This window comes from Acinetobacter sp. CFCC 10889, from assembly GCF_003268395.1.
Taxonomy (GTDB): Bacteria; Pseudomonadota; Gammaproteobacteria; order Pseudomonadales; family Moraxellaceae; genus Acinetobacter.
Map to the genome: position 1 here is coordinate 43,606 of NZ_LQXQ01000004.1, position 23,795 is coordinate 67,400.

The following is a 23,795-nucleotide window of genomic DNA, read 5'->3' on the forward strand; positions in this document are numbered from 1 at the left end:
ATATTGGAAATTTACGATCAAGGATAGAATTTATGATTTTATGGCGATTGTTTATAACTCCGATGCTAAACGATTTCGAATCTCATCCAAACTACATTCAAAAAGCAATTGACCATCTTCAAATACTGTTTTTAGCTCGCCTTGTTGTTCTTGCTCAAGTGTTTGTTGATCAAACAATTCAAAACCATGTGCAGTCTTTTCAACACGGAGCAAACCTTTGGCAGATTTTTTAATACCCGAATCTGTTGCAGGGTCTTTAAACAATTCACGAGCAACACCATTCACTTGCCCCCATGTCGCTTTAACTGCAAAACCAAAAGTGTCGCGAGTCAGATAGTTATAGGTATAACTACCGATCCCAAAGACCAAATTATTTGAGGCAAAACCTTTGGCTTCTAAGCCTTTTAAAATCCGTAAAGCTCGGTCTAGGGTGATCGAATCACCATAAATTAAGCCGACACGTTCATTTAAAACTTTATAGCCTTTGTCTGTAGTCGTACCGCCAAAGATTTCCCATAAACATTCCACAGCACCTTTAAATGCAGGGCTACCAATTTCAGCCTCAGGATCGCCACAAATGATTTTTACAGGATCACCCGAATCAGGACGGAATACCAATTTCGCTAAACCTAAAGCATTCGGTTGACGAGCAAGGATTTCAGCTTTGAGTTCAACAGTAAATTCAGTAATCACACGCCAAAAGTCCCATGTATCCGACACGATACTGACCACACCTGATGGATAAAGTTCCGTGATGAGTCGGCGGAAGGTATCAATTTCATTGTCCTCACTGCCCATACACATGACGCTATGTTCGGTTGCAGGGACAGATACGCCCACGATACCATAGGCATTGTAATATTCTTCTGCATAATCAATCGCAGATACTGCATCCGTACCGATGAAACTTGTTAAGTGACCCACACCATTTTGTGTTGCATCATAAATACCACTCATGCCACGACTACTAAAATCATGTCCTTGCACAGGAACAAAATCGAGCGGTGCACCTGTTTTGATCGCATATTCAGTCAATAAGCGTTTGTATTCAAAAGCAATCGTAGCAGTGGTACAGCTTTTCCAAAGTTCTGCGCTCAGTACAGTTTCTAAATAATTGGTCAGCCAAAAGAACTCAGGCAACGTATTTACAATGGTCAATACAGGCACTTTCATATTGACTCGACTGCCTTCAGCTAAGGCTTTAATTTTAATCGGTAAATAGCCTAAGTCATATAAAGCCTCGATGTGATCGACAGGAATCGCACCTTCGCCCAAAGCATTGTCCATACGGCGCTTATAGTTAGATACGACTTTGTTTTTATCCTGTTGGAAAAAGCCTTCATTCCATGTTTCTATTAAAAAATGTTTGATAAAACCTTGTAGCCCGAAGAACACGATTTTGTCATCAAAATCAGGCAACATATTGGCTAAACGTGATGAACGTGGCGTGAAGTTAGCATAGACATATTCAGTACCAACAGGGTATTGGCGTCTGTGGTCTGCTTTATAAAAGTCGATTGCATTTAATGGATTAATTTTTAAGCTCATTTTATATCTCCAATATTATTCGTTGTATTATTTTGTTGAAAAGTTAATAACAGTCAGCTTTTCATGTTCAGTTTGCTTGATGCTATTCGTAGTAAAAATCTGATCAACCAATCCTTCAAAAACCTGAAAGCCTTTACTGAAAATGCCGTGTGTGACATAGAGCACCACATGTTCGCAATTCAGTTTTTTCAATTCTTCTGCAATGCCTTTAAAGGTTGCACCACCATCACAAATATCATCAGTAATTACCGCAACTTTTCCTGTTAAATCAGTGGCATTGACATGTGAGTTCATGATTTTTCCTGTTTCAGGATTACGTTTTTTATCGCAATAAATAATCTCAATTTCACGCTGTCTTAAATCATTGATGACATTTGCAATGTGTTGGGTACGATTTTTTGCACCTGCATCAGGACAGATCAATACCGTATTTTTAGTCTTTAAAATTTTGGTTAATGCATTGCTTTGTAAAATAATATCGCTCGATTGCACATTTTCGACATTTAGAAAATGAGTGTTTTCACGCAGTAGTTTTTCAGTTACTACACTGTGCGCATCCCAAACGGTGATTGAACGGCGTTGCTGTGGAAACTGTTCAGCATTGAGATTTAACAACTTGGTCATGATGTCTAAGGAAAAAGCCTGTCCTGTTGCACAGATGCGATCCTGACGTGCATAAGGGAAGTAGGGGATTTCCAAATCAATGCTTAAACCCTGATTGAGTAATACATTTTCAAGCAAAAGATAATCCATCAAATCCTGACTGTTGCTGATTTTGGCTTGAACATGCACGCAGTCTGTCAGTGTTTTTAAAATTTCTGCATCAACTTGTACATGGCGTTCACCGCCTGAAAACTGCATGCATTGCACAGGAATGATATTGTTATTTGCATCTTTGATTTGAATAGACATTTTCATATCTCTATATGTTGGCTAACTGCCTATACATATATAGTGTCATAAAGACAATATATTTTTCAAGATGAATTTACAAAAGATTACAGAGAACTAGTGTTAGAGATTTAAATATTTTATTTTACAACGAGTTATAAGTAGAAATGATAGCCAATTGGGCTATCATTTTCTTGAATTTATTCAGCCTATTTTATAGGTGAATTATTTTTTCGCAGGATTCGCAGCTTTATTTGCGATCATTTTATTAATCGCTTCAACTGCTTCTTTGGCTGTAGGTACATTTTGTTTGGCTAAAGCTTCATAGATTTTCTTTGCTTCAGGCAAGTTTTGTTCAATGATTTCACCTTTCACTAGCATATTCGCCATCGCAAGTAGGGCAGGAATATAACCTTGTTGAGCTAGTCCTTGAATTGATTTTACACCTTGTTGTACCAATTCAAGTTTTTTATTTTTAAAGCCTTGGCTAATGTCATAGAGTGCTTTGGCATGGATCGCTTGCATATTTCCCTTTTTAATTAAAGGATCTAATTTTTGTAGTGCAAGTTTATCTGATTCAGCTTTATCTTCAGAGAAAAGCTGTACAGCGTATTCGACAGTGGCATCATCATAGCCTTGTTTTGACGATTTTTCTAAGTATTGGCGGGCTTTACCTTGATCTTGTTTAACACCCAATTCACCTGTTTGGTAGGCTTTGGCAAGCGCATAACTCGCTACTGAATAGCCTTTGTCAGAAGACTGTTGGTAATATTGTAAAGCTTTTTTATTGTCAGCCGTTGTGCCTTGACCTGCTTGGGTTAAAAATGCCAAGTTATATAAAGCTTGTGCATCGCCAGTTTTTGCAATGCTTTCAAGTTCTTTATAGGCTGTGGTAAAATCTTTCTTTTGGATCAGTTGTTCAACTTTTGCAAATTTTGGATCGACAGGAGCAGCTTGTGGTGCTGCAAAAGCAGTCGCACAAGAAAAACTGAGTAGAGCTGAGAGTAGAATTTTTTTCATTGATACATAACCTTGTTGAAGTATTTCTTCCTGAAAGAAATTTTTTAGTTTTCGTGCTGTCATCATAAGTGCTATAAAAATAAGATGTAAAGTCTTGCAGGTCGTGTTTTCTTTAATTTTTGTATGGGATTGTGAGTAAATGATCTAAATGTTAATAAAAATATACAAGAGATATTGATATTTTAAATATTTGTTATTTAATGTGATTTTTTAAATACTTTATTATGGATGAAAATATCCATTCAAAAAAAGTGATTTTTGAATGGATCATGCACATCACAATTACTTCTTAATTGACCTTAAATTTACCAATCAACACCGCACCATCTTCACCTGTTTGTAGTCGTTCTTTGGTCATTTTCACCCGTAAAATTTCTTCACTTTGTTTGCTCGTCCCCCAGTTACGAATTAAACGGACAAATGCGGTGGTCGGTCCAGTCACGATTTGCTGACGATCACCGTAATAGTGTGCTTTGATGCTGTATTCACCTTTCATCGGTTGTTTTAACCAAAAGGCTTCAGGACCATAACCGCCTGTGAAATCATTGGAAATTTTACCACCTTGCACACTGTTAGGATTGGAATAAAAGGTTTTTTCATTGTTGGGATCAATCACCCACAAATCCATATCTGAATTATCACTGTCCCAAGTCAGTACCACATGGATACCCACAGGTAGGTTACGAATTAATTTTTTGTCGATGTCTTTGAGCGCAGGGCTATTCGGTGCTTTGGCAATAAAATTATTTAATTCATCTGCCGCAATCAAATGAATACCACCAAAACGTGGATCCCATTCATTGCTCACCACATGGTACATGGTACGAATTGCATCATCATATTGTTTATTTTCGGCATATGCCAAAGCGAGATCACGCCAAGATTGTGGTTCTTCCTCTGCCATTTTCAGGACTTTTTGGTAAATGATAATCGCATCTTGATATTGTTTGAGTAACATCAATTGTTGCCCTAAAAGTCGCAGCACATGACGATTTTCAAGGTTTAATTCAGCCAAATTGGAAATCACTAAAACTGCTTCATCATCCAAACCTTTCTGTCTAAATATCTCGGCAACTGTTAGATAAAATGATGGATTATTCAAATTATTTTCACGTTCATCTAAATAGATTTGATACGCCTGCTGCTTGGATGCTGCATCTAAACGAGCGACATAAGGTGCATCATCTTTCCACGGTTGAATTTCGATTTTAATATTTTGTATAGTTTCTCTGACACGTTCCTCTGCTTGTTGGCTGCGGCGTAATTGAGCTATTTCTCTCGCATCTGTTACAGCGGCAACTGAATCTGCGGATGCGGCATCTGCTACATATTCAACCGATACTGGTGCAGGCATAGGTGGTGCAACAGGTGCAGCTTCAACCACAGGTGCATTGGCTGCCATTTTTTCAGCACGACTTGGCTTGATTTTTTGTTTTGGAAAATCTTTTTCCCACCACTGCTGATGTGCTTGATATTCATCAATGCTACGTGCAAGTGCTTGCTGTTGTTTTTGTTGCACACTCTGTTTTTGACTAGAAATACGTTGTTCATATTCCGTTTTTAAACTTGCAGGAGGTTGAATTTCATATTGCACATAATCATCTAAATTTTCTAAGACAATCAAAGAAGTGTTGGGTGTCACAATATTAAAATCTTGGGCAATTTTTTGAATGGCTTGTTCATTCACTGTAGCTTGAGGCAGTAGTTCAGCCACTTTTTGTTTTGCCCAAAGTGCTGCGACTTGTTGGCTGTTTAAGCTACTTTTAAATGGAATTTCTAAGCTTTGTTGTTGATTCGCATTGTGTAATTTTAGCTTTAATTTGGCTTGATCACCCACAACGGTGGAGTATTTCCCAAACACACGGACAACACCATTTTCAGGAAAATAGGAAGGGATGTATAACTCGCTGATGCCATTACCATCAACTTGTATTAAGCGACTTTGATCATTGAACAATTGTTGTTGTGCTTGTTTAAACTCAGTCGCATTGTGCCAAGATAGATATTGCCCATGATTTTTTTCGGCAAGTTGACGCAGTTGTAGATGATTTAAACTCTCAGCATTGCCTTGGATACTATATAAACGCTGATTAGCATTGAGTTGAATATTTTGTGGAATGCCATAGTTATCTAAGCCATCACTAAACAGTAAATATTCTTGAATTTTCGTATTATTTTTCCAATCCGATATATTGGTCGCACCATCATAGATGACATTTTCTAAAAACTTTTTCAGTGCTGACCAATCCCCATTTTTAATTTTAAAGCTGTGAGGTGAGGATGCTTTGTGACGTAATAAAGTCAGTTCGATATCGGCATTTTGCACTTTTTGAAAATAGGCATCCAGCAAGGCGAGTTCACTCTGCACATCACGTTGTCGAGCAGATAACGAAGCATCCCATAAAATGCCAATACTCTGTGGAAGTTGGCGTGCTTGTGATTGATCTGCAACAGGAATTTCAGCATAAAAATAATCTGAATTTTTAAAATGTTGGGTAAATAGTTGTGCCTGCTGACTGCTTGGAATCTGAATATCAATGTGTTTTAGCGCAGTGATGTTTGGATTTTTCAGCGTTGCATGATATTCATTTTGTGTATTTTTATTAAATGTCAGTTGCTCGCTTTTCGGTATATTTTCAAGCCCTTTTATACGGACATCCAGTTGATAGTTTTGCACTTGATTGGCAAATTGTAAGGGTAAACGATACAACTTCGCTTGAGTCGTATTACTCAATGCTTCTTGATAACGAATGCGAACAGTGCGAATGCCTTGCGCAGGAATTGGATAAACACGCAGCTTAAAATTATTGCCTTGGGTTTGTTCAAGCAAAGCTGGGTCTACATTGCGCCGTTCGATCGCTTCAAAAACTTGTTGCCCTTTGGCTTTTGGTACAGGCACTGCATCACGCATTTCACCATTGATATCCAAAGCCAAAGCAGTAATTTGCTGACCTTCCTGTAGTGGAAATTCTAGATTGCCTTCAAGTTGTCGGTGATTTGGATTATACAATTGCATTTCCAACGTTGTTTCAGCCAAACCATTGATGATTTCCACTTGAGTTTTGACACTTTTCAGTTGAATTGCCACTTCATTTTTGGCAGTCATAATCTGAATCGGGCGAGGGATGATTTCAACAGGGGTTGTGGCAATACGTGGTTGCACGACCACATCTTTGGCAGTTGAAAATGTGAATGGTGCGAGGCTTAAGATGAAGCAAGTAATGAGATTTTTTTTCATCATTTTCAATTCTTAAAAATAAAAGTTTATGAAAGTTGTACAGCAAAAATGGTCAAGAAAAGTATGGGGTCGTGAAAGTGATTTCACAGTGCTAAAGGCTTCAATATAACTGAAAAAATAAGCTTGGAAAATTGTATTTTAGTTTTCAACATGGATGGTGAATGTATGCAAATATTCACCATCCTGAGCATTTTTATTTTAAAATTTTTTCTAATTCTTCTGCACTACGAATACCTGAGATTCGTGTACCATCTTTTAAGAAAAAGGTTGGTGTACCATCAATTTCAAGCTGTTTACCTAAGTCTGCAATTTGGGTGATTGGTGTGCTACATGCTTTACTATTTGTCGGTTGTTTTTTCTCAAGTGTATAGTCAAGCCATGTTTGATATGGATTTTTTGAACACCAAATTTGGTTGGAAATATTGACTGCATTTGGATGCAAAGATGGAATTGGATATAAGAATAAATACACCGTCAAGTTGTCAATTTTTTGCAATTCATGCTCAAGTTTTTGACAATATGGACAATCAGGATCACTAAATAAATAGATCACACGTTCGCCTTTACCTTTGATTTTTTTAATGGCTTGGTTAAGCGGAAGTTTTGCAATGTCTATTTTACTTAAAGTTTGCATACTTTCTTCAGTTAAGTTTTTTTGTTCTTTTAAATCAATTAAATTACCAACAAAAAAAGTATTTGGCTTCATCAGTCGTATAAACAATACGCCCGCCCATATAGACTTCATAAACATCTTTGACAGGTGAAGTTCGAACAGATTTGACAGGGATATCAGGAAAATTTTGCTTAAGATTTTTTTCAACAGTTTGAATATCTGCATGACTTGCAGTCATGGTAAAAAGACTCAAAGTGAGGGCAGTGAACCAGATTTTCATGGATGGACTCAAAAAATATTTGCGTTATCTTGGCGCAATGATTTAAAAAAATATAGATCATTCCTGTAATAAAACACACGTAAATTTTGCATTAATCCATTGTATTTTTAGCCAAATAGGGTGGTACAACATCCTGCAAAAGTGCGATCAGTTCTTCATCCATGTAGTGATAATCATCAGGGATATCAAGCACGATGACTTTTTTATGTTGCAATTGTTTCGAGAACTTTTCTTTGATATTTTGTTTGTGTTTTTGTTCCATCACAAAAATAAGATCCGCCCATGCGACATCTTTGCTCGAAATGGTATGTTTGGCATGGCGACTCGTGCCTGCGGAACGAGTGCGAATGCCATAGTCCACTGCAAAGACTCGCTCAGCAGTGGGACTACGCCATTGGTTACGGCTACAAATAAAAAGACAATTCAATCCGATGTATTCCAAAAGTCTTGTTGGGCATTTAGGCGTTGTTGATGTACAGAAATACGTGGAAACTCAATACCTAACTGTTTGGAGCGTGCACGTTTTTGTGATCGGTTCCAAAGCATTTTCCAATCTTTTTCATATTTCCAATAGTTTGGGCTATGACAACAATCACGTCCGCGATGTAAATAATTGGTTTTACGCCGCCAAGCACGGTTGCGTTTTGGGTTGTGTGTTTCGTCAGGGTGTTGTTGGGTTTCAGTTTGATCTAAAGATAAATTGTGAGTATTCATTATTTTAAACTCATGAGTTGATCGGGTTCAGCAGCCGCGATAACACATGATGTGGCGATTTTATCGGCATCACTTACATTAGGCAAGATGTAAATAGATGGATGAGCATTTTTATTGTATTTAAAGTTAGGTTTTTATGGTGAAGTTTGTTTAAATTCACCCATTCAAGAGAACTGTAGAGTAGCGCATGTTTATTAAAGGCATTCGACGTAATTATGACAAAGTTGCAGCAGATGACAGCATTGCCGATGAAGATAAAATTGATGCTTTATTGATGAAATTGGGTGCTGATTTTTTAGTCAGTAAAGAAGATCGGGTTTATATTTTTCAAAAGGGTGATCTGACCGCTAAGTTTGATGCCAAGCATGCTCGTGCTTATCATTTTAAAGACTATTTATGTAAAGATATGAATAAGTTATTTCATGGGTTTTGATGTTTAACTTGTTTTAGATCTCAGTTAAATTGGGCTGTATCTTGTATTGTTTTTATTCAATGCATAGATCAGCCTTTTTTCATTTATGCCATTTGTCTATACTGAGATAAAGCAAATGACTTTTCATAAAAATGATTGAACAAGATGAAGCTGGGTGGATCTAAAAATGATAAGAAGACTCTCAATCTTATTGCTAAGTTTATTCTGTTCAGTGACGATATTTGCTGAACAACCAAAACTTGTTCCTCATCCCATTAGCTTAAAAAATAGCAAGCATTTCTCTTTAAATCTTCCTTCCAATTATGAAATTATTCCTGCGGCAGAGGGCTTTAAACGTGTTCGATTTTTTGCCAAAGCGCCTGATGGCAGAATGTTTGTCACCGATATGCATGATTTGAGTGACAACCAAAAAGGCACGATTTATATTTTGGATGACTGGAATATTGAAACAGGAAAATTTGGCAAAATCACTCCCTATATGACAGGTTTGAAAAATCCAAATTCTGTGCAGTTTTATACCGATACCACAGGTCAAGATTGGTTATATCTCGCTGAAACACATCAATTGACTCGACGAAAATTTACCCAAGGTGAGATAAAACCAACAGCGAAAGCCGAAGTCTTAGCGACTTTCCCTGATTATGGTTTAAGTTATAAGTATGGCGGATGGCATCTCACACGTACCATTGCTGTGGGTGGAAATGGGAAAATTTATGTGTCAGTCGGTTCGAGTTGTAATGCTTGCATTGAAAAAGAAAAAGTCCGAGCAAGTGTTTTAGAAATGAATCCTGATGGTTCAGAACAACGAATTTATGCACAAGGTTTGCGTAATGCTGTTGGTTTAAAATGGATTGGCAAGTTTTTATTTGCAACCAATCAAGGTGCAGATCATTTAGGTAAAAGTAAGCCTGATGAAACTTTTTATGCGCTCAAGCGAGATGCTGATTATGGTTGGCCATCGTGTTATTCATCCAATGGAAAAATTTTTGCAGATCCTAAGTTTAAACGCGTATCAGGCTGTAAAAATGTGCCATCACCTTATGCTTATTTCCCGTCACATTCGTCTGCTTTAGGTTTTGATTATTTTGATCAGGGTAGTACAGACAAGACGATTCAGAATTCTTTTTTAGTGGCTTTACATGGTTCAACGGATGAGAAAGTTGGTCATGGTTATAAAATTGCGATTATGCGTAAAGGTCAAAAGTTTGAAACTTTTATAGATGGGTTTTTAGTGGGTAAAACAGTGAATGGGCGACCTGTAGATATTTATCGGATTGATGGAAATTCATTTTATTTTTCGGATGATCGAGCAGGTGTGGTTTATTATGTGAGGTTGAGAGATAAGTTTTAAACTTCTTTTGGGTTGATATATCTCATCGAATTTGAATCGAAAAGAAACATGATGAATGGATTATAGATAAGTAATTAATAGACCTTTTGCATTGGTCAAAAATTAAGCAGATGTAACCTTTGATTTATAAGGCATTGTGTAAATCAAAAATAACTAAAAATCCTACTTACGCAAGAGGTCTATGGAATAGCGTGTAAAAATCGGAATTTTTTATGAATTGATATGCGGCATGTACACCTTGGGAATGATAAATCTTTGCCAGCAATAGTTTTTGTTCTTGCTCAATATTATTTAAATTATCATAGGAAAGTTTTCGAATAGATTTTTTAGATTTAATGGGGATTAAATTTTGTTTTAATTTCTTAAAACATATTTCGGCTTCCTTAGAAAAATGCTCTGTTTTATATTGGGGATGAATTTCAGATAGGGCAAGATATAATAACCACTGATTGATTTTAGGCGTATGTTGTATAGCATTAAGAAGAAGACTTTCATATTTAGAATCAGACTCTAAAAAACATAAAAAAGCACCAATAATCTTTCCTTGCCATACAGGATTTGACATTAAATCAGCAATAACATCTTGATCTATTATGCTAAGGCATTGGTGTAAGCGATAATAAAAATCAAGAGGTTCATATTTTATTATGGGATAAGCAGATAAAACATGACTTAATGCATCTGCACGTTCAATTTGATGTGATAAAAATGAAATAGCTGTTTGTTGGCGCGCTAGAGTTAAATAGGGTAATTCGAATAGAAAATACAGATCAGCAGGTGCACATTTCATTATAATCCCTTTCATATAAAAGAAGACCGCATTTATAAAAATACGGTCTTTCTGTTATTAAACCTGTCTAGCCACATCACCACTCAAACTTTCAGGCAAGTCTAAGACAGTCACTTCAAGTTCAGTCAAAGCCTCAGGACGAGCAACGACTAGGGCAACATAGCCATTTTCAAAAGTAGTGCTATTCACCACTTGAACGCCTTTATTGAGTTGTTCACCTTGTGCAGGGACAGTGCCCGTGCCTTGAATGGCATGCAACCACGCTTTCGGTTTAGCCTTAAACCAAAGACGAGCAATCACTTCCTGACCCAAGTAACAACCCTTGTCATAATTCACAGCACCACGTTGATGGAAACGTAACTCTTGTGGTTGGAATAAACCTTCAATCGCTTGATTAATATAAGCTTGACCATTTTGAATCGAAGAAACTTCCCAAGCAGAAATATCAGTTTCACTGTCAGAAAAGTCAGTTGTCGTGCCATTTACAGTTGGAAAAACTGCGCCAATTTGCTCAAGTTTCATCTTGGAAAATGCACCATATTTTTTAATATGTTTAGCAAATTCTTCCGCTTGATCTTGTGTGGTCACGATTTCAAATTCTTCAGGATTACGTTTTTTTAACCATAAACCAAAATGAATACGACCTTTTAAATCACAAATTGCAGTGTATTGCGATACATTTTCAGCCAAAGCTTCTGTATTTACAGTCACTTGTCCTTGCAAGAATTTTTGTGCATCAACACCGATTAACGTGAAAGAGGAGAACGCTAAATTGCTCATGAAATATTCATCCAATTTAAATCTAATACTAAAGAATTAGCCTTATTTTCCGCTATTTTTATAAAAAATGCACATTTAAGAAAAATAATTCGAGCAAGTTGTTACTAAATATTTCTAAAACCCCTGTTTTTATATCTAAGCTTATGAAATATAAACGATTTGGGAAATGGGTTTTCGGCAGTGTACTATTCGAATATCAGACACGCAGTACAAAATGATGCAAGAGGCACAATTCAATGAATAACAATTACCGCAAACCACTGCAAGGTACCCAGCTCGAATACTTCGATGTGCGTCAAGCCGTTGAAGACATCCAGCCAGGCGCATACGCGAAACTTCCATACACTTCAAAAGTATTGGCTGAACAGTTAGTCCGTCGCTGTGACCCAGCCATTCTCGAACAATCTTTAAAAGAACTGATTAACCGTAAACAAGACCATGATTTCCCTTGGTATCCTGCACGTGTGGTGTGCCATGACATTCTCGGGCAAACTGCATTGGTTGACCTTGCAGGTCTGCGTGATGCGATTGCGGATCAAGGTGGCGACCCTTCAAAAGTAAACCCAGTTGTACCGACTCAGTTGATCGTAGATCACTCTTTGGCAGTGGAATACGGTGGTTTTGATCCAGATGCATTTGAGAAAAACCGTGCTGTGGAAGACCGTCGTAATGAAGACCGTTTCCACTTCATCGAATGGACAAAAACTGCGTTTGAAAATGTCGATGTCATTCCTGCTGGTAACGGCATCATGCACCAAATCAACTTGGAGAAAATGTCGCCAGTGGTTCAAAACCGCGAAGGTATCGCATTCCCAGACACTTGTGTAGGTACAGATTCTCATACACCACATACTGATGCACTTGGCGTGATCTCAATTGGTGTCGGTGGTTTGGAAGCTGAAAACGTGATGTTGGGTCGTGCATCTTGGATGCGTCTTCCAGACATTATCGGTGTAGAGTTTGTGGGTCAGCGTCAAGCGGGCATTACTGCAACGGACATCGTATTGGCATTGACAGAATTCTTGCGTAAAGAACGTGTGGTGGGTGCATATTTAGAATTCTTTGGTGAAGGTGCAGACAGCATGTCAGTGGGTGATCGTGCCACGATTTCCAACATGACCCCAGAATATGGCGCAACTGCGGCAATGTTCTATATTGACCAAAACACCATTGATTATTTAACACTGACAGGTCGTGAAGCAGATCAGGTTAAACTTGTTGAAACTTATGCCAAAGAAATTGGTCTTTGGGCATCGGATATGAAACAAGCGGAATATCCACGTGTTTTACGTTTCGATTTATCGCAAGTAACCCGTAACATCGCAGGACCATCAAACCCACATGCACGTGTATCTACAGCTGACTTAAAAGCTAAAGGCATTGCAGGTAACTTAGAAGCTGCTCGCGCGCAAGAAGCTGAAGGTTTAATGCCAGATGGCGCGGTGATTATTGCGGCAATTACATCTTGTACCAATACATCAAACCCACGTAATACTGTTGCAGCAGGCTTACTGGCACGTAAGGCAAATGAACTTGGTTTAGTGCGTAAACCTTGGGTGAAATCATCTTTTGCACCAGGTTCTAAAGCTGCTGCTTTGTATCTTGAAGAAGCAGGCGTGTTGGGTGATCTTGAGAAGCTTGGTTTCGGTATTGTGGCGTATGCATGTACGACTTGTAACGGTATGTCAGGTGCGCTTGATCCTGTGATTCAGCAGGAAATTATTGACCGTGACTTGTACGCAACTGCAGTACTTTCAGGTAACCGTAACTTCGATGGTCGTATCCATCCTTATGCAAAACAAGCATTCTTAGCATCTCCTCCATTGGTCGTGGCGTATGCAATTGCGGGTACGATTCGTTTTGACATCGAAACAGATTCTTTAGGCAATGACAAAGACGGTAATCCAATTTACTTAAAAGACATCTGGCCATCGGATGAAGAAATTGATGCACTGGTAAAAGTTGCTGTTAAACCTGAGCAGTTTAAGAAAGTGTATATCCCAATGTTTGATTTGGGTGAGCGTGTACAAGCTGCGAGTCCACTATATGATTGGCGTCCACAAAGTACCTATATCCGTCGTCCGCCGTATTGGGAAGGTGCTTTGGCTGCGCCACGTACTTTGGCAAATATGCGTCCGCTTGCGATTCTTCCTGACAATATTACAACGGATCACTTGTCACCATCGAATGCAATCTTGATGGATTCAGCAGCAGGTGAATATCTGCATAAAATGGGCGTACCTGAGGAAGACTTTAACTCATACGCAACGCACCGTGGAGACCATTTAACTGCGCAACGTGCGACATTTGCCAACCCGAAACTGTTTAATGAAATGGTGGTTCGCTCTGACGGTACGATCAAGCAAGGTTCGAAAGCACGTGTTGAGCCTGAGGGCGAAGTAATGCGTATGTGGGAAGCAATCGAAACGTATATGAATCGTAAGCAACCGCTGATCATTATTGCAGGTAAGGATTATGGTCAGGGTTCTAGCCGTGACTGGGCTGCAAAAGGTGTGCGTCTTGCAGGTGTTGAGGTGATTGTTGCGGAAGGTTTTGAGCGTATTCACCGTACTAACCTTGTAGGTATGGGCGTGTTACCGCTTGAGTTTAAAGCGGGTACTGACCGTAAGACGCTGAAGCTTGATGGTACTGAGTTGTATAGCGTGATTGGTAATATTGCACCGCGTTCTGATCTGACTTTGGTGATCGAGCGTTCTACGACTGATGGTAAGAATGAGATCGTGAAAGTGCCTGTAACTTGTCGTTTAGATACTGAAGAAGAAGTCCATGTGTATGAAGCGGGTGGTGTGTTGCAACGCTTTGCACAGGATTTCTTGGAAGGGAATGTGGCTTAAGTAATCCACCCCAACCCTCCTTTTAAAAAAGGAGGGAGTTCCCCTCTTTCAAAAGAGGGGTTAGGGGAGATTAAAGCAATTGATTTTGTTATAAAAAGACCCTACATTTATGTGGGGTTTTTTTACTGAGGATAAATAAAGTGAATAAAAATGCTATAAATGGGGATTTCAATTTTTTATCTTCATTGTTTGAAAAGTTTTTTAAACAAAAATATATTAAAGACCGCTTATTATTAATTGAAGACAAAGAAATAACGGGTTGGGAAATCTGGTTACAGATTGAATTGGCATTTTTTTTAGATGATCAAAATAATGTAATGGAGTGGCTAAGAGAAGTTCCTTGTTCTATGGATAAAAGAATTGAAAAATTAAAATTACAAGGCATCATTGATTTTTGGCTAAGAGAAAGAAATAAATCTACAGAAACGATGATTGCGATTGAATTAAAACAACATAAAGATGCAAAACAATGTATTAAAGAAATGATGAAAGATATAAATAAGTTTAATTCTTTAAAGCCAAGCGAACATAGTTATATTAGAAGTTTTTGGTGTGTTGGTGTACATAGAACAATACAAGAAGGTACTTGCCTGACATATATTAATGAAAATAAGCAAGGTTACACCTTTGATCAAAATCATCTTTTAAGTCAAGAAATTAAAGGAACAAACTTTAGTTTTACTATTTTGTAAATGCAGTAGGTATATTACAACGCTTTGTTTAGGATTTTTTGGAAGGGAATGTGGTTTAAGACTTTAAGCAAACATAATTGATTTTGTTGTAAAAAGACCCTACTGTTAAGTGGGGGTTTTAATGGAAATTTCTATGAATATATTAGATAAGTTTTTAAAGCAGGTCACAGCTAGATCAATTGAAAATAAAAAAGCCTTTGACTTACTTTATGATCATCAATGTTATGGAGTTTGTATTGGTATTATAAGGCAAGAGTTGGACAGTTTATTAAGAACTTCTTATTTAGTGGACTACGAAAATGGAGTGAAATTAAGGTTTAATGCCTTTGATTTAGTAAAAAATAGTGTTGAATTGGGTGAGTGGAAGTTTCTGAATGCTAATAATAAGATGGAGCGTATAACGGATAATAAAATGCTTAAACAAGGTGGTTGGGAAGCACTAGTGTATGATTTTGGCTGTGGTTTGATACATTTATCGAATAAGCACTTATATCAAGATGTTGATCCTGTTATTAAAATGGCGAAAGAAAAGCAAGATAATATTGTTAAATACTTGAATTCTCATCATGGGTTTGAAAAAAAGGAAATTAATATGAATGATCTTATTAAATATTTACCTGTGATTTATAAAAAAATTTACGAAAATATTGAATCTCATATTGAAACAATTAGTTTAATTAATAATGAAACTAAAGTTTTCAAGGATTAAATAGTATTATTGGAGTATACAAATGCCCACAATTCAACCTTACATGATTGGAGAAGATCAATATATTAATCTTCCCGAAGAATTTAACTTTAAGGGTTCAGAAGTCGAAATTTTTCGTAATGGCGATGAAGTTATTCTGCGAGAAAAACCAATCACAGCAGAACAAGCTAATACTGCAATAGAGCAAATACCTAATGATTTATTAGTAGAAGTAAAGGAAGATAAACCACCAAAATAAAGAATCTAAGCTGAGATCCCATGCCCAAAAAATCCCCCGAACAAAAAGCCGAAGAAGAACGCCGCTATATTGCTGCTAGTGGTGCAGCTAATACAGCCGAGCTTGAATCATTCCTAACAGACCCAAATCAAGCGATTCGAGCCACAGCCGCCATGAACCCCGATGCAGATGCCGAAATCCTTGACCGCTTTGCAAACGACAAATTTTGGGGTGTACGCATGGAAGTCGTCCACCATGCCAACGTCAGCGAAGCCACATTACGCAGACTACTCGAAACCAAAGTCAGCAAACGAGGTGTTGTCCATCACGCAGCCTGTGAAAAACTCAAAAAACGAAGCGTAGTATTTGGAGCAGACGGCATGCCACTTGATATGCAGAAATAAATTGAAACAAATCGAATTGCATAGAAAATTCGATTCAATTTGGAAAAAATAAGCAAAGAAAAAACAAAAAGTGGCGATTTATATCTCAAAATTGAAATAAAACTGACAATAAATTCGTTTAAGCCATTTCTTGCAAAAATGACACCATCATTTTTCAAAATAGCCAATAGACATTTACACCGATAACAGTATACTGAGTTCACCATTTCTAAAAACCTATGGAGAACAAAAATGGTTACTGCTGGCTCTAAACCTGGAACAGGCTTCTATTTTTGTGTTCAATGCGGTCAACGCACCTACTTAGAAATTGGTACAGATCGACTACCACCGTGTACCAAATGTCTTGGCAATCACTTCAACAAATAAGATTGCATAAGCACAATAATTAAAACGGATACTCCCTGTTTTAAAATAAAAGCCCTATTACTCAATAGGGCTTTTTGCTACCTTATTCATCAATCCATAAAAACAAAGGTAGACACACGATGATCGAAACAATACTCAGCTTATGCATCGGCATCGGATTAAGCGCTGCCTGTGGCTTTCGTGTTTTTGTCCCTTTACTTGTTATGAGCGCAGCATCATTAATGGGTGTATTTGAACCCATGAAAGGTTTTGAATGGCTTGCCATGCCATCGGTCTGTATCGGGCTTGCAGTTGCAACTGTTTGTGAAATCGGAGCTTACTACATTCCGTGGGTAGATAATGCATTGGACACCATTTCCACACCAGCAGCCATGATCGCAGGCACACTCACAACCATGGCAGTCAGTACAGGGGAAATGTCACCCTTTGCCAGTTGGGCGGCAGCGATTATTGTGGGAGGCGGAACAGCATCGGCAGTACAACTCAGTACAGTTGCTGTACGTGGCTTATCCACGGCAACCACAGGGGGGATCGGAAATCCACTTGTATCTACAACTGAATGGATCAGTGCATTGATTGTGTCAGTTTTATCTTTCTTTGTCCCTGTTTTGGTGGTGATTGTTGGGATTATTCTAATGATCATTGTGATCCGTTGGATACGTTTAAAAAATAAAAACAACGCTCATCCAACAGCTTTATAAATGACACATACCAGTGTGCAGTGTTGAAAATATTTTGAAAAATATTGCGTTAAATTTCTCTCGAAAAACATTTGATTTTTATTCAAAAACAGCATAGTTTTTAGCTTAATATAAATCCATATTTTTTTTATGGATTTATGGTGGCATTAAATGATAAGTCTGAAGCGAGGGAATAAAAATGCTTAAATTTATTGTAGATGAAAATCCGTTAAGCAATGGAACCTACCAATTACATAATGCGACACAAGGCTGTGAGGATTTACCCAAACATTACCATCAAATTTTAATTGGCTATTTTGCAGATGTTGAGTTAGCGCATAAACGTGCAAGAATGAATTGGCCTAAAGAAAAAATACAAGCTTGTATCAAGTGTTGCCCAAACTGAACCTATGAAGATTGAGATCATTTATTTTCAAATGTTATTTCATCGGAAATAAAAACGATAAGATGAGATAAGTTGTTAAAATACACCTGTTTAATAGGAAAAAATAACAATGAAAACATTTGATTTGGTGATACATACACCTAAAAATTTACAAGAGGGTGGGGATGAGTTTTCAGAGAAGCTTAGCGCAATTCAGGCTTTAATTAAGTTTGATAGTATTTCTTGGCGACAACTTTTGGTACGTCAACTACAATTTAACAGTGATAATGCGAGTTTTACGATTACAGATTTAGAAACCAAGCAAACACTTCGGTTAACGTTAAATGCACTTTCACGATTGGATGATTTAGAATTTAAAATTGAAAGTGATCTAGCCGTGATCGTGCCACAAAAAGATGTATTTGGACTGATTACTCGAAAAACCAAAGATTATATCTTTTTTAAAAAAATTGATGCTGCTGCAACCCGACAATATTTGCTGTACTTTTTAAATGGTGAATTAGAGGCTTTGGAGCAGCATTATAAGGACAGTAAACAAAAAGCATCATTAAATTTTTGAGACTCTAATAGGTCAAAGGAAAGATAAAAATTCTGTTTTAATCAGTTTTTTTGCAGTAAAAAATGACAAATTTTGCCTTAAATGGAAAAAAATAGATTTTTTTGGGAATTTATGAAAAATATTTTTGAATTTGATAGAAATTAAGCAATCTTAGGAAATTAATCCCGTCATCATTTGGCTACTATAAATCTCAAGGGTATGATGGGATCGAAAAGAGTAGCCTGCTACCAGTTGCGTACAACGTGCGTGTAGTACAAATCCAAAAGATCTCGATTCGGCTTAGGACGCTATAGACCAAAAGTTTATAGGCAATAGGATTAGAACTTACCAAGTTTTAATAGTTGAAGTAAACCATACGATGTTTTCCCAAATACCCTAAAAAATTCGCAGTGAGAAGTTAGAATAAAAATAGCCATATCCATATAAAGTACCACTTCAATTTAAAAAATCCAGTATCTATCTCTTAGTACCTTATTCATAAATTATACTTTTTAAATTTACTTCTGACATTGGTTCTGATTTGCCTGAACCAATAACATTTTCATGTAGATATATAAGTGAGCTTAGTCTGTATTTTATAATGCAGAGGAGAATAACATTTTAGATATGGTGCTTTTAAAACCGAATTTAGATACAGAAAAATATCTCATATTTAACGCTAAATAGCGTAAAAAAGTGCATGAATTTGGCTTGATTGGGAAAATTTATTGTTATTTTATAAATAATGAAAAATATTTTCAAATTTAGTAAAAATGCGTCATTCTTAGGGAATTAATCCCACAGACATTTTACTACTATAGATCGCAAGGGTGTGATGGGATCGAAAAGAGTAGCCTGCTACCAGTTGCGTACAACGTGTGTGTAGTACAAATCCAAAAGATCTCGATTCGGCTTAGGACGCTATAGACCAAAAGTTTATAGGCAATAGGATTAGAACTTATCAAGTTTTAATAGTTGAAGTAAACCATACGATGTTTTCCCAATGCCCTAAAAAATTTGCAAGACACAAATAAACATAAAAATAAGCATCAACTTAAAATAATAAAAATTGCATGAATATTCAGATTTATGATGTACTTTCACTCACAAATTAGCGACAAAATATGTCGTTTTGTTACTTTTTCCCGTTGAAAAATAAGCGCTGAAAATATAAATTGATTTACGAAATCAAACTTACAATGAAGAATAATTGAAGGACTTTTTATGTTGCTGACCATTCAGCCAGATCAAATACAACAAATTATTCCTGATGCGAATTCAGAAAAAGCCGCAAAGAAATTGGCGAAAGTGAATGATTGGAATAATAAAGGTGCTTCCGCAGATCAGTGGGTGTGGGCAGAGATTAAAGGCAGTGCCATTTATCAAAGTGCGATTTTTTTACCGCAATTAAAATGTGAATGTAGTTGTCCTAGTTTTAAACGCCCTTGTAAACATGCTTTGGCTTTGCTTTTGGTCTATCAGGAACATCCGCAAGAATTCCACATTCAGGAAGATGAAACCCAATTCCCCGAGCGTGTGACCAAATGGCGGGATAAACTGACGCAAAGCACCGAGAAAAAAGCCGAGAAAGCCAATAAGCCTGTTGATGAAGCAGCCCGTGCCAAACGCCAAGAATCACGTGATAAAAAAATTGATCAAGGCATTGAAGCATTACAATTGTGGCTTAAAGATGTGGTGAATTTAGGTTTGGGAGAAGTACGTTCGCAAAGTGGTCACCAATTTTTCCATGAAATTTCCAGTCGTTTGGTTGATGCTCAAGCTGCAGGGTTGAATGTATGGATTGATGAACTGTCAAGTTCGCTCTATCAAAGCAATTGGCAACAACAAAGTGCTTTTTGGCTTGCACGTTTATATTTGATTGCTGAACTTTGGCAAAAGCGTGAACAATTGTCTGAGGATTTACAACACGAATTACGTCAGCTTATGGGCATTAACCTTGCCAGTGATTTTTGGGCGACACAAGCGACTGAAGAATTACAAGTAAGCGTCGTGGCATCAACGACTCATCCTCTACAACAGTCAAAAGGCAATTTCCGTCGTCAATGGTTGTGGGATGAAAAAACCTTAACAGATCATCTCATTCTTGATTTTGATATTGCACCGCATACACGTTATGGCATTACCTTGCCCAGTCAACACAGTTTTAAACTGAAAGCACAGCGTTACCCCGGTGTTAAGCAACAACGCTTAAAACTCGCAGACAATCTGATGCTCAACGAAATTGATGCTGTCAAAATCGAACAGCAACCCCCACAAGGTTTTGCTTCATTTGAAGCTGCTTTGGCAAAACATGCCGAAAAACTCAATCAAAATCCAATGCATTTAACCAGTTTTTGGTGGATGAATCCTGTGCGTTTAAGCCAAAAAGATGAGCGTTATTTTCTGATTGATGCCACAAACCACATGATGCCGATTGAACTCAATACAGCACAATTTACCAGATTATGGATGATGGTCAGCAATCAACCCTTTTATGCAGGTTTAGAGTGGAATGGTTTAGACCTGAAACTGATTAGTCTTTGGCAAGGAGCGCATTACCAATGTCTATAAGCTCACCTTTAGCACAATTTACCAAACAACTTGAACTTAAATTGACACTTGGGCAGCATTATCAGCAACCGATTCAAGTGCCTGCGCCAATTTCTGAATTTGTCAGTGATGAAAATGATTTACTCGGTTTAAATTTGCAATGGACGCTGTTCCAAGTGTCTGCACAACAAGCCTATCCGTGTTCTGAGCAACAGTTGGCAACTTTGGCAGATGATGAAATGCCATTTACGCCAAGTACACAGGGCATTAACAGTGTGATTCAAAGCATTGTGCAACTGAATCAATATAATTTTCAGTATGAAAAATCGGCTTGGCTGAATTATATTTTACACCTGATTCGTTTACAGAAACATGCTATTGCACCGCACTTGGTTTTAGATGTGTTAGACGTGGCAAATAACGATTTGCTTTTGGCTGAAACCTTGCCTGAGCGTAGTTATAAACTACAAGATTTGCGTCAGGATAATCGCTTGAAAGTGGCGAAAATCCTGCGTGATTGTCTGATTCAACAACAGCCAATGGATGAAGAAGATGCAAAATTTGCAAGTTTAAGTAAAGGTCCTGCTGAACGCCTGATTCAAAATTTAAGCCTTGAACATGCCGATTTTATTCATACACATTTTGAAATGTTATGGAAGCGTTTGGGCAAAGATCAGCGTGAAGAATGGATTAAAAAAACGCCTTTTGCATTTTTTGCGCCACATGTTGAGTATTTAACCGCATTGCATCAAAAGAAACCTGAACAGGCTTTAGGGCAAGGTTTGCATTATTTATTCCTGCACAATTCTGAACATCCTTATACGCAAAAATTGCATGCGTTATTGCAAAATGTACTTGAATTTGATGCTAAAAATCGTTGCATGATTGTGCGTATGAGTATTGAAATTGATGAACAATTACAACAACTGAATATCATCAATTACACTGCCAATGGTAATGAACGTAAAACCTTAAAAGCCCTTGATGTGCAAGAAAACTTAATCAAGTTTTCACAGTCGAGTAAAGCCGAAGAGTATTTATATTCTATTTTAACGGCGATGCCACTGTCCTATTGGCAACAAATTTTTCCAACATGGGAAAGCTTACTGAAGCTGAAATATAAAAATCAGCGCAATCATATTTTAGATGCCTTTTGTTTCCGATGCTTTCATGAGCAACGTACTGATTTAGCAGAATGGCTCTACGAGAATTATCTCGCAGAACTCGAAAGCATGCGTTTTGCATCCAATCTGCAATATCTCTATCCGCTTTTGGCAACAGAAAAACGTGATCATTTGATGTTGCAACATTTACGTCAAGCACGTAAACGTCATGAGCCTGATTTTTTATTGGATGTTTGGAAAACCTTGCCTTTGCCTGCATCAAGTATTGGCATTTTGTCCAAAGATTTAACTGAGCGTTTATTGGCGGAAATCTATCTGCAAGAAGAACAGGAATATGCCTATTTACTCCATCCACTGTATGAATGGTTGGTGGTTTATGGCTATCCGACTGAAATTAGCCCACTGAAAGATTTAGATTCAAGCCGTTTTAACATTTTAAATCGCATTGCCCAACAAAAACTGGCATTGCTTGCGTAACAAAACATCATTTTAATTTTAGATAAAAAGGACACTGACATGAGTCAAGTTTTACGTGCGAAAGCAGAACAACAATATGCCCATGAATTGGCAGCTTTAAAAGAACACGATAAAAAACAACGTCCTGCACAATGGGAACTCTCACCCAATGCAGTTGTGGATTATTTGATGGGAACAACTTTACCCGATGGTACTGAAATTTCAGCAAAATATATTGGTAATCGCCGTTTGATGGAAATTGCAGTGGCAACCTTAGCCACCGACCGTGCTTTATTATTGTTGGGTGTGCCGGGAACTGCAAAATCTTGGGTATCTGAACATTTAGCAGCTGCGATTAGTGGTAACAGTACCTTGCTCATTCAAGGGACTGCAGGTACGAGTGAAGATACTTTACGTTATAGTTGGAACTACGCACAGTTACTTGCCAAAGGACCAACTGAAGACGCACTTGTACAAAGCCCGATGTTACGTGCGATGCGTACAGGGAAAATCGCCCGTATTGAAGAACTCACTCGTATTCCTGCCGATGTGCAAGATACTTTAATTACCTTATTGTCAGAAAAAAATCTACCTGTGCCTGAACTTGGTATTGAATATCAAGCGGTACAAGGTTTTAGCGTGATTGCCACTGCCAATAACCGTGACAAAGGTGTCAATGAACTTTCATCTGCATTAAAGCGTCGTTTTAATACCGTGATTCTGCCACCGCCTGCGACCATTGCCGAAGAAATTGAAATCGTACAACAACGTGTGGCCTCTTTAGGTCGTAGTTTATCTTTACCTGAAATTCAGCCACTTGATCAGCATATTAAAACCCTCGTCACCATTTTCCGTGAATTGCGTGAAGGTAAAACTGTCGATGGTAAACAAAAACTGAAAAGTACCACAGGCACGCTTTCAACTGCTGAAGCCATTTCTGTGATGAGCCACAGTTGGGCGATGTCAGGACATTTTGGTGATGGCAGTTTAAATGCGCATGACTTGGTTGCAGGTTTACAAGGTGCGATTGTGAAAGACCCTGTGCAAGATGTGGTGCCATGGAAAGAATATGTTGAGACTGTGATTAAACAGCGTGAAGGTTGGAACGAGATTTATCAAGCATGCCGAGATTTAGAATAA

The 23,795-nt window shown here is 37.7% G+C and carries 22 protein-coding genes and 1 pseudogene; 14 read left to right on the forward strand and 9 right to left on the reverse strand.

All coding sequences use genetic code 11. The features are described from left to right. Positions 1–51: 51 nt before the first annotated feature. The 7 genes and pseudogenes from AVJ19_RS02275 to AVJ19_RS02305 all read right to left on the reverse strand — a co-directional run bounded on the left by AVJ19_RS02275 (position 52) and on the right by AVJ19_RS02305 (position 8,304). Positions 52–1,548, reverse strand: a complete 1,497-nt coding sequence (locus tag AVJ19_RS02275; RefSeq protein ID WP_111858199.1) for a nicotinate phosphoribosyltransferase — start codon at positions 1,546–1,548, stop codon at positions 52–54. 27 nt (positions 1,549–1,575) lie between these two features. Next, the gene (prs, locus tag AVJ19_RS02280; protein ID WP_111858263.1) at positions 1,576–2,460 is read right to left on the reverse strand and encodes a ribose-phosphate diphosphokinase; all 885 of its coding nucleotides are present in this window, start codon (positions 2,458–2,460) and stop codon (positions 1,576–1,578) included. Between the two features lie 204 nt (positions 2,461–2,664). Next, positions 2,665–3,459, reverse strand: coding sequence for a tetratricopeptide repeat protein (locus tag AVJ19_RS02285; RefSeq protein WP_111858264.1), 795 nt, complete (start codon positions 3,457–3,459; stop codon positions 2,665–2,667). Between the two features lie 289 nt (positions 3,460–3,748). Then, complete coding sequence (locus tag AVJ19_RS02290; protein ID WP_111858200.1) at positions 3,749–6,700, reverse strand: VIT domain-containing protein; 2,952 nt, start codon at positions 6,698–6,700, stop codon at positions 3,749–3,751. A 190-nt stretch (positions 6,701–6,890) separates the two neighbouring features. Next, positions 6,891–7,590: pseudogene (locus tag AVJ19_RS02295) on the reverse strand (DsbC family protein). A gap of 91 nt (positions 7,591–7,681) precedes the next feature. After that, on the reverse strand, positions 7,682–8,017 hold the full coding sequence (locus AVJ19_RS02300) for a low molecular weight protein tyrosine phosphatase family protein (protein WP_111858201.1): 336 nt from the start codon (positions 8,015–8,017) through the stop codon (positions 7,682–7,684). Then, the gene (locus tag AVJ19_RS02305; RefSeq protein ID WP_111858202.1) at positions 8,014–8,304 is read right to left on the reverse strand and encodes a hypothetical protein; all 291 of its coding nucleotides are present in this window, start codon (positions 8,302–8,304) and stop codon (positions 8,014–8,016) included. The genes AVJ19_RS02300 and AVJ19_RS02305 overlap by 4 nt, the downstream gene beginning before the upstream one ends. Positions 8,305–8,491: 187 nt before the next feature. Between AVJ19_RS02305 and AVJ19_RS02310 the strand changes: the two genes are divergently transcribed. Then, positions 8,492–8,737, forward strand: coding sequence for a hypothetical protein (locus AVJ19_RS02310; protein ID WP_111858203.1), 246 nt, complete (start codon positions 8,492–8,494; stop codon positions 8,735–8,737). A 166-nt stretch (positions 8,738–8,903) separates the two neighbouring features. Then, on the forward strand, positions 8,904–10,088 hold the full coding sequence (locus tag AVJ19_RS02315) for a PQQ-dependent sugar dehydrogenase (protein ID WP_111858204.1): 1,185 nt from the start codon (positions 8,904–8,906) through the stop codon (positions 10,086–10,088). A gap of 166 nt (positions 10,089–10,254) precedes the next feature. Here AVJ19_RS02315 and AVJ19_RS02320 read toward each other — a convergent pair whose 3' ends face one another. Then, a complete protein-coding gene (locus tag AVJ19_RS02320) occupies positions 10,255–10,878 on the reverse strand; it encodes a hypothetical protein (protein ID WP_111858205.1) in 624 nt (207 codons plus the stop codon). A gap of 57 nt (positions 10,879–10,935) precedes the next feature. Further along, positions 10,936–11,658 (reverse strand): YgfZ/GcvT domain-containing protein, encoded by a 723-nt coding sequence (locus AVJ19_RS02325; RefSeq protein ID WP_111858206.1) that lies wholly within the window; start codon positions 11,656–11,658, stop codon positions 10,936–10,938. A gap of 236 nt (positions 11,659–11,894) precedes the next feature. Here AVJ19_RS02325 and acnD point away from each other — a divergent pair, with 236 nt between their 5' ends. The 12 genes from acnD to AVJ19_RS02385 all read left to right on the forward strand — a co-directional run bounded on the left by acnD (position 11,895) and on the right by AVJ19_RS02385 (position 23,795). Continuing rightward, positions 11,895–14,513, forward strand: a complete 2,619-nt coding sequence (gene acnD / locus AVJ19_RS02330) for a Fe/S-dependent 2-methylisocitrate dehydratase AcnD (protein ID WP_111858207.1) — start codon at positions 11,895–11,897, stop codon at positions 14,511–14,513. Positions 14,514–14,653: 140 nt separating this feature from the next. Then, on the forward strand, positions 14,654–15,205 hold the full coding sequence (locus AVJ19_RS02335) for a hypothetical protein (protein ID WP_111858208.1): 552 nt from the start codon (positions 14,654–14,656) through the stop codon (positions 15,203–15,205). Positions 15,206–15,338: 133 nt separating this feature from the next. Next, positions 15,339–15,914: a hypothetical protein gene (locus AVJ19_RS02340; protein ID WP_162626519.1), complete on the forward strand. Its 576-nt coding sequence runs from the start codon at positions 15,339–15,341 to the stop codon at positions 15,912–15,914. 22 nt (positions 15,915–15,936) lie between these two features. Next, the gene (locus tag AVJ19_RS02345) at positions 15,937–16,152 is read left to right on the forward strand and encodes an antitoxin (RefSeq protein WP_111858210.1); all 216 of its coding nucleotides are present in this window, start codon (positions 15,937–15,939) and stop codon (positions 16,150–16,152) included. Positions 16,153–16,172: 20 nt separating this feature from the next. Continuing rightward, positions 16,173–16,535: a hypothetical protein gene (locus AVJ19_RS02350; RefSeq protein WP_111858211.1), complete on the forward strand. Its 363-nt coding sequence runs from the start codon at positions 16,173–16,175 to the stop codon at positions 16,533–16,535. A 204-nt stretch (positions 16,536–16,739) separates the two neighbouring features. Continuing rightward, a complete protein-coding gene (locus AVJ19_RS02355; RefSeq protein ID WP_227542967.1) occupies positions 16,740–16,901 on the forward strand; it encodes a zinc ribbon-containing protein in 162 nt (53 codons plus the stop codon). A 122-nt stretch (positions 16,902–17,023) separates the two neighbouring features. Continuing rightward, the gene (locus AVJ19_RS02360) at positions 17,024–17,602 is read left to right on the forward strand and encodes a DUF4126 domain-containing protein (RefSeq protein ID WP_111858265.1); all 579 of its coding nucleotides are present in this window, start codon (positions 17,024–17,026) and stop codon (positions 17,600–17,602) included. Between the two features lie 178 nt (positions 17,603–17,780). Continuing rightward, complete coding sequence (locus tag AVJ19_RS02365) at positions 17,781–17,987, forward strand: hypothetical protein (protein ID WP_111858213.1); 207 nt, start codon at positions 17,781–17,783, stop codon at positions 17,985–17,987. Between the two features lie 109 nt (positions 17,988–18,096). Further along, positions 18,097–18,546 (forward strand): hypothetical protein, encoded by a 450-nt coding sequence (locus tag AVJ19_RS02370; protein ID WP_111858214.1) that lies wholly within the window; start codon positions 18,097–18,099, stop codon positions 18,544–18,546. Between the two features lie 1,203 nt (positions 18,547–19,749). Then, entirely contained in the window at positions 19,750–21,096 is a 1,347-nt protein-coding gene (locus tag AVJ19_RS02375; protein WP_111858215.1) for an SWIM zinc finger family protein, read from the forward strand. Next, on the forward strand, positions 21,087–22,676 hold the full coding sequence (locus AVJ19_RS02380; protein WP_111858216.1) for a hypothetical protein: 1,590 nt from the start codon (positions 21,087–21,089) through the stop codon (positions 22,674–22,676). Before AVJ19_RS02375 ends, AVJ19_RS02380 begins: the two co-directional genes overlap by 10 nt. A gap of 39 nt (positions 22,677–22,715) precedes the next feature. After that, positions 22,716–23,795 (forward strand): ATP-binding protein, encoded by a 1,080-nt coding sequence (locus AVJ19_RS02385; RefSeq protein WP_111858217.1) that lies wholly within the window; start codon positions 22,716–22,718, stop codon positions 23,793–23,795.

Bases quoted from the DNA above. Each gene is read 5' to 3' on its own strand.
- AVJ19_RS02275 (WP_111858199.1), bottom strand. From the start codon at position 1,548: ATGAGCTTAAAAATTAATCCATTAAATGCAATCGACTTTTATAAAGCA.
- prs (WP_111858263.1), bottom strand. From the start codon at position 2,460: ATGTCTATTCAAATCAAAGATGCAAATAACAATATCATTCCTGTGCAA.
- AVJ19_RS02285 (WP_111858264.1), bottom strand. From the start codon at position 3,459: ATGAAAAAAATTCTACTCTCAGCTCTACTCAGTTTTTCTTGTGCGACT.
- AVJ19_RS02290 (WP_111858200.1), bottom strand. From the start codon at position 6,700: ATGATGAAAAAAAATCTCATTACTTGCTTCATCTTAAGCCTCGCACCA.
- AVJ19_RS02305 (WP_111858202.1), bottom strand. From the start codon at position 8,304: ATGAATACTCACAATTTATCTTTAGATCAAACTGAAACCCAACAACAC.
- AVJ19_RS02310 (WP_111858203.1), top strand. From the start codon at position 8,492: ATGTTTATTAAAGGCATTCGACGTAATTATGACAAAGTTGCAGCAGAT.
- AVJ19_RS02315 (WP_111858204.1), top strand. From the start codon at position 8,904: ATGATAAGAAGACTCTCAATCTTATTGCTAAGTTTATTCTGTTCAGTG.
- AVJ19_RS02320 (WP_111858205.1), bottom strand. From the start codon at position 10,878: ATGAAATGTGCACCTGCTGATCTGTATTTTCTATTCGAATTACCCTAT.
- AVJ19_RS02325 (WP_111858206.1), bottom strand. From the start codon at position 11,658: ATGAGCAATTTAGCGTTCTCCTCTTTCACGTTAATCGGTGTTGATGCA.
- acnD (WP_111858207.1), top strand. From the start codon at position 11,895: ATGAATAACAATTACCGCAAACCACTGCAAGGTACCCAGCTCGAATAC.
- AVJ19_RS02340 (WP_162626519.1), top strand. From the start codon at position 15,339: ATGAATATATTAGATAAGTTTTTAAAGCAGGTCACAGCTAGATCAATT.
- AVJ19_RS02345 (WP_111858210.1), top strand. From the start codon at position 15,937: ATGCCCACAATTCAACCTTACATGATTGGAGAAGATCAATATATTAAT.
- AVJ19_RS02350 (WP_111858211.1), top strand. From the start codon at position 16,173: ATGCCCAAAAAATCCCCCGAACAAAAAGCCGAAGAAGAACGCCGCTAT.
- AVJ19_RS02365 (WP_111858213.1), top strand. From the start codon at position 17,781: ATGCTTAAATTTATTGTAGATGAAAATCCGTTAAGCAATGGAACCTAC.
- AVJ19_RS02370 (WP_111858214.1), top strand. From the start codon at position 18,097: ATGAAAACATTTGATTTGGTGATACATACACCTAAAAATTTACAAGAG.
- AVJ19_RS02375 (WP_111858215.1), top strand. From the start codon at position 19,750: ATGTTGCTGACCATTCAGCCAGATCAAATACAACAAATTATTCCTGAT.
- AVJ19_RS02380 (WP_111858216.1), top strand. From the start codon at position 21,087: ATGTCTATAAGCTCACCTTTAGCACAATTTACCAAACAACTTGAACTT.
- AVJ19_RS02385 (WP_111858217.1), top strand. From the start codon at position 22,716: ATGAGTCAAGTTTTACGTGCGAAAGCAGAACAACAATATGCCCATGAA.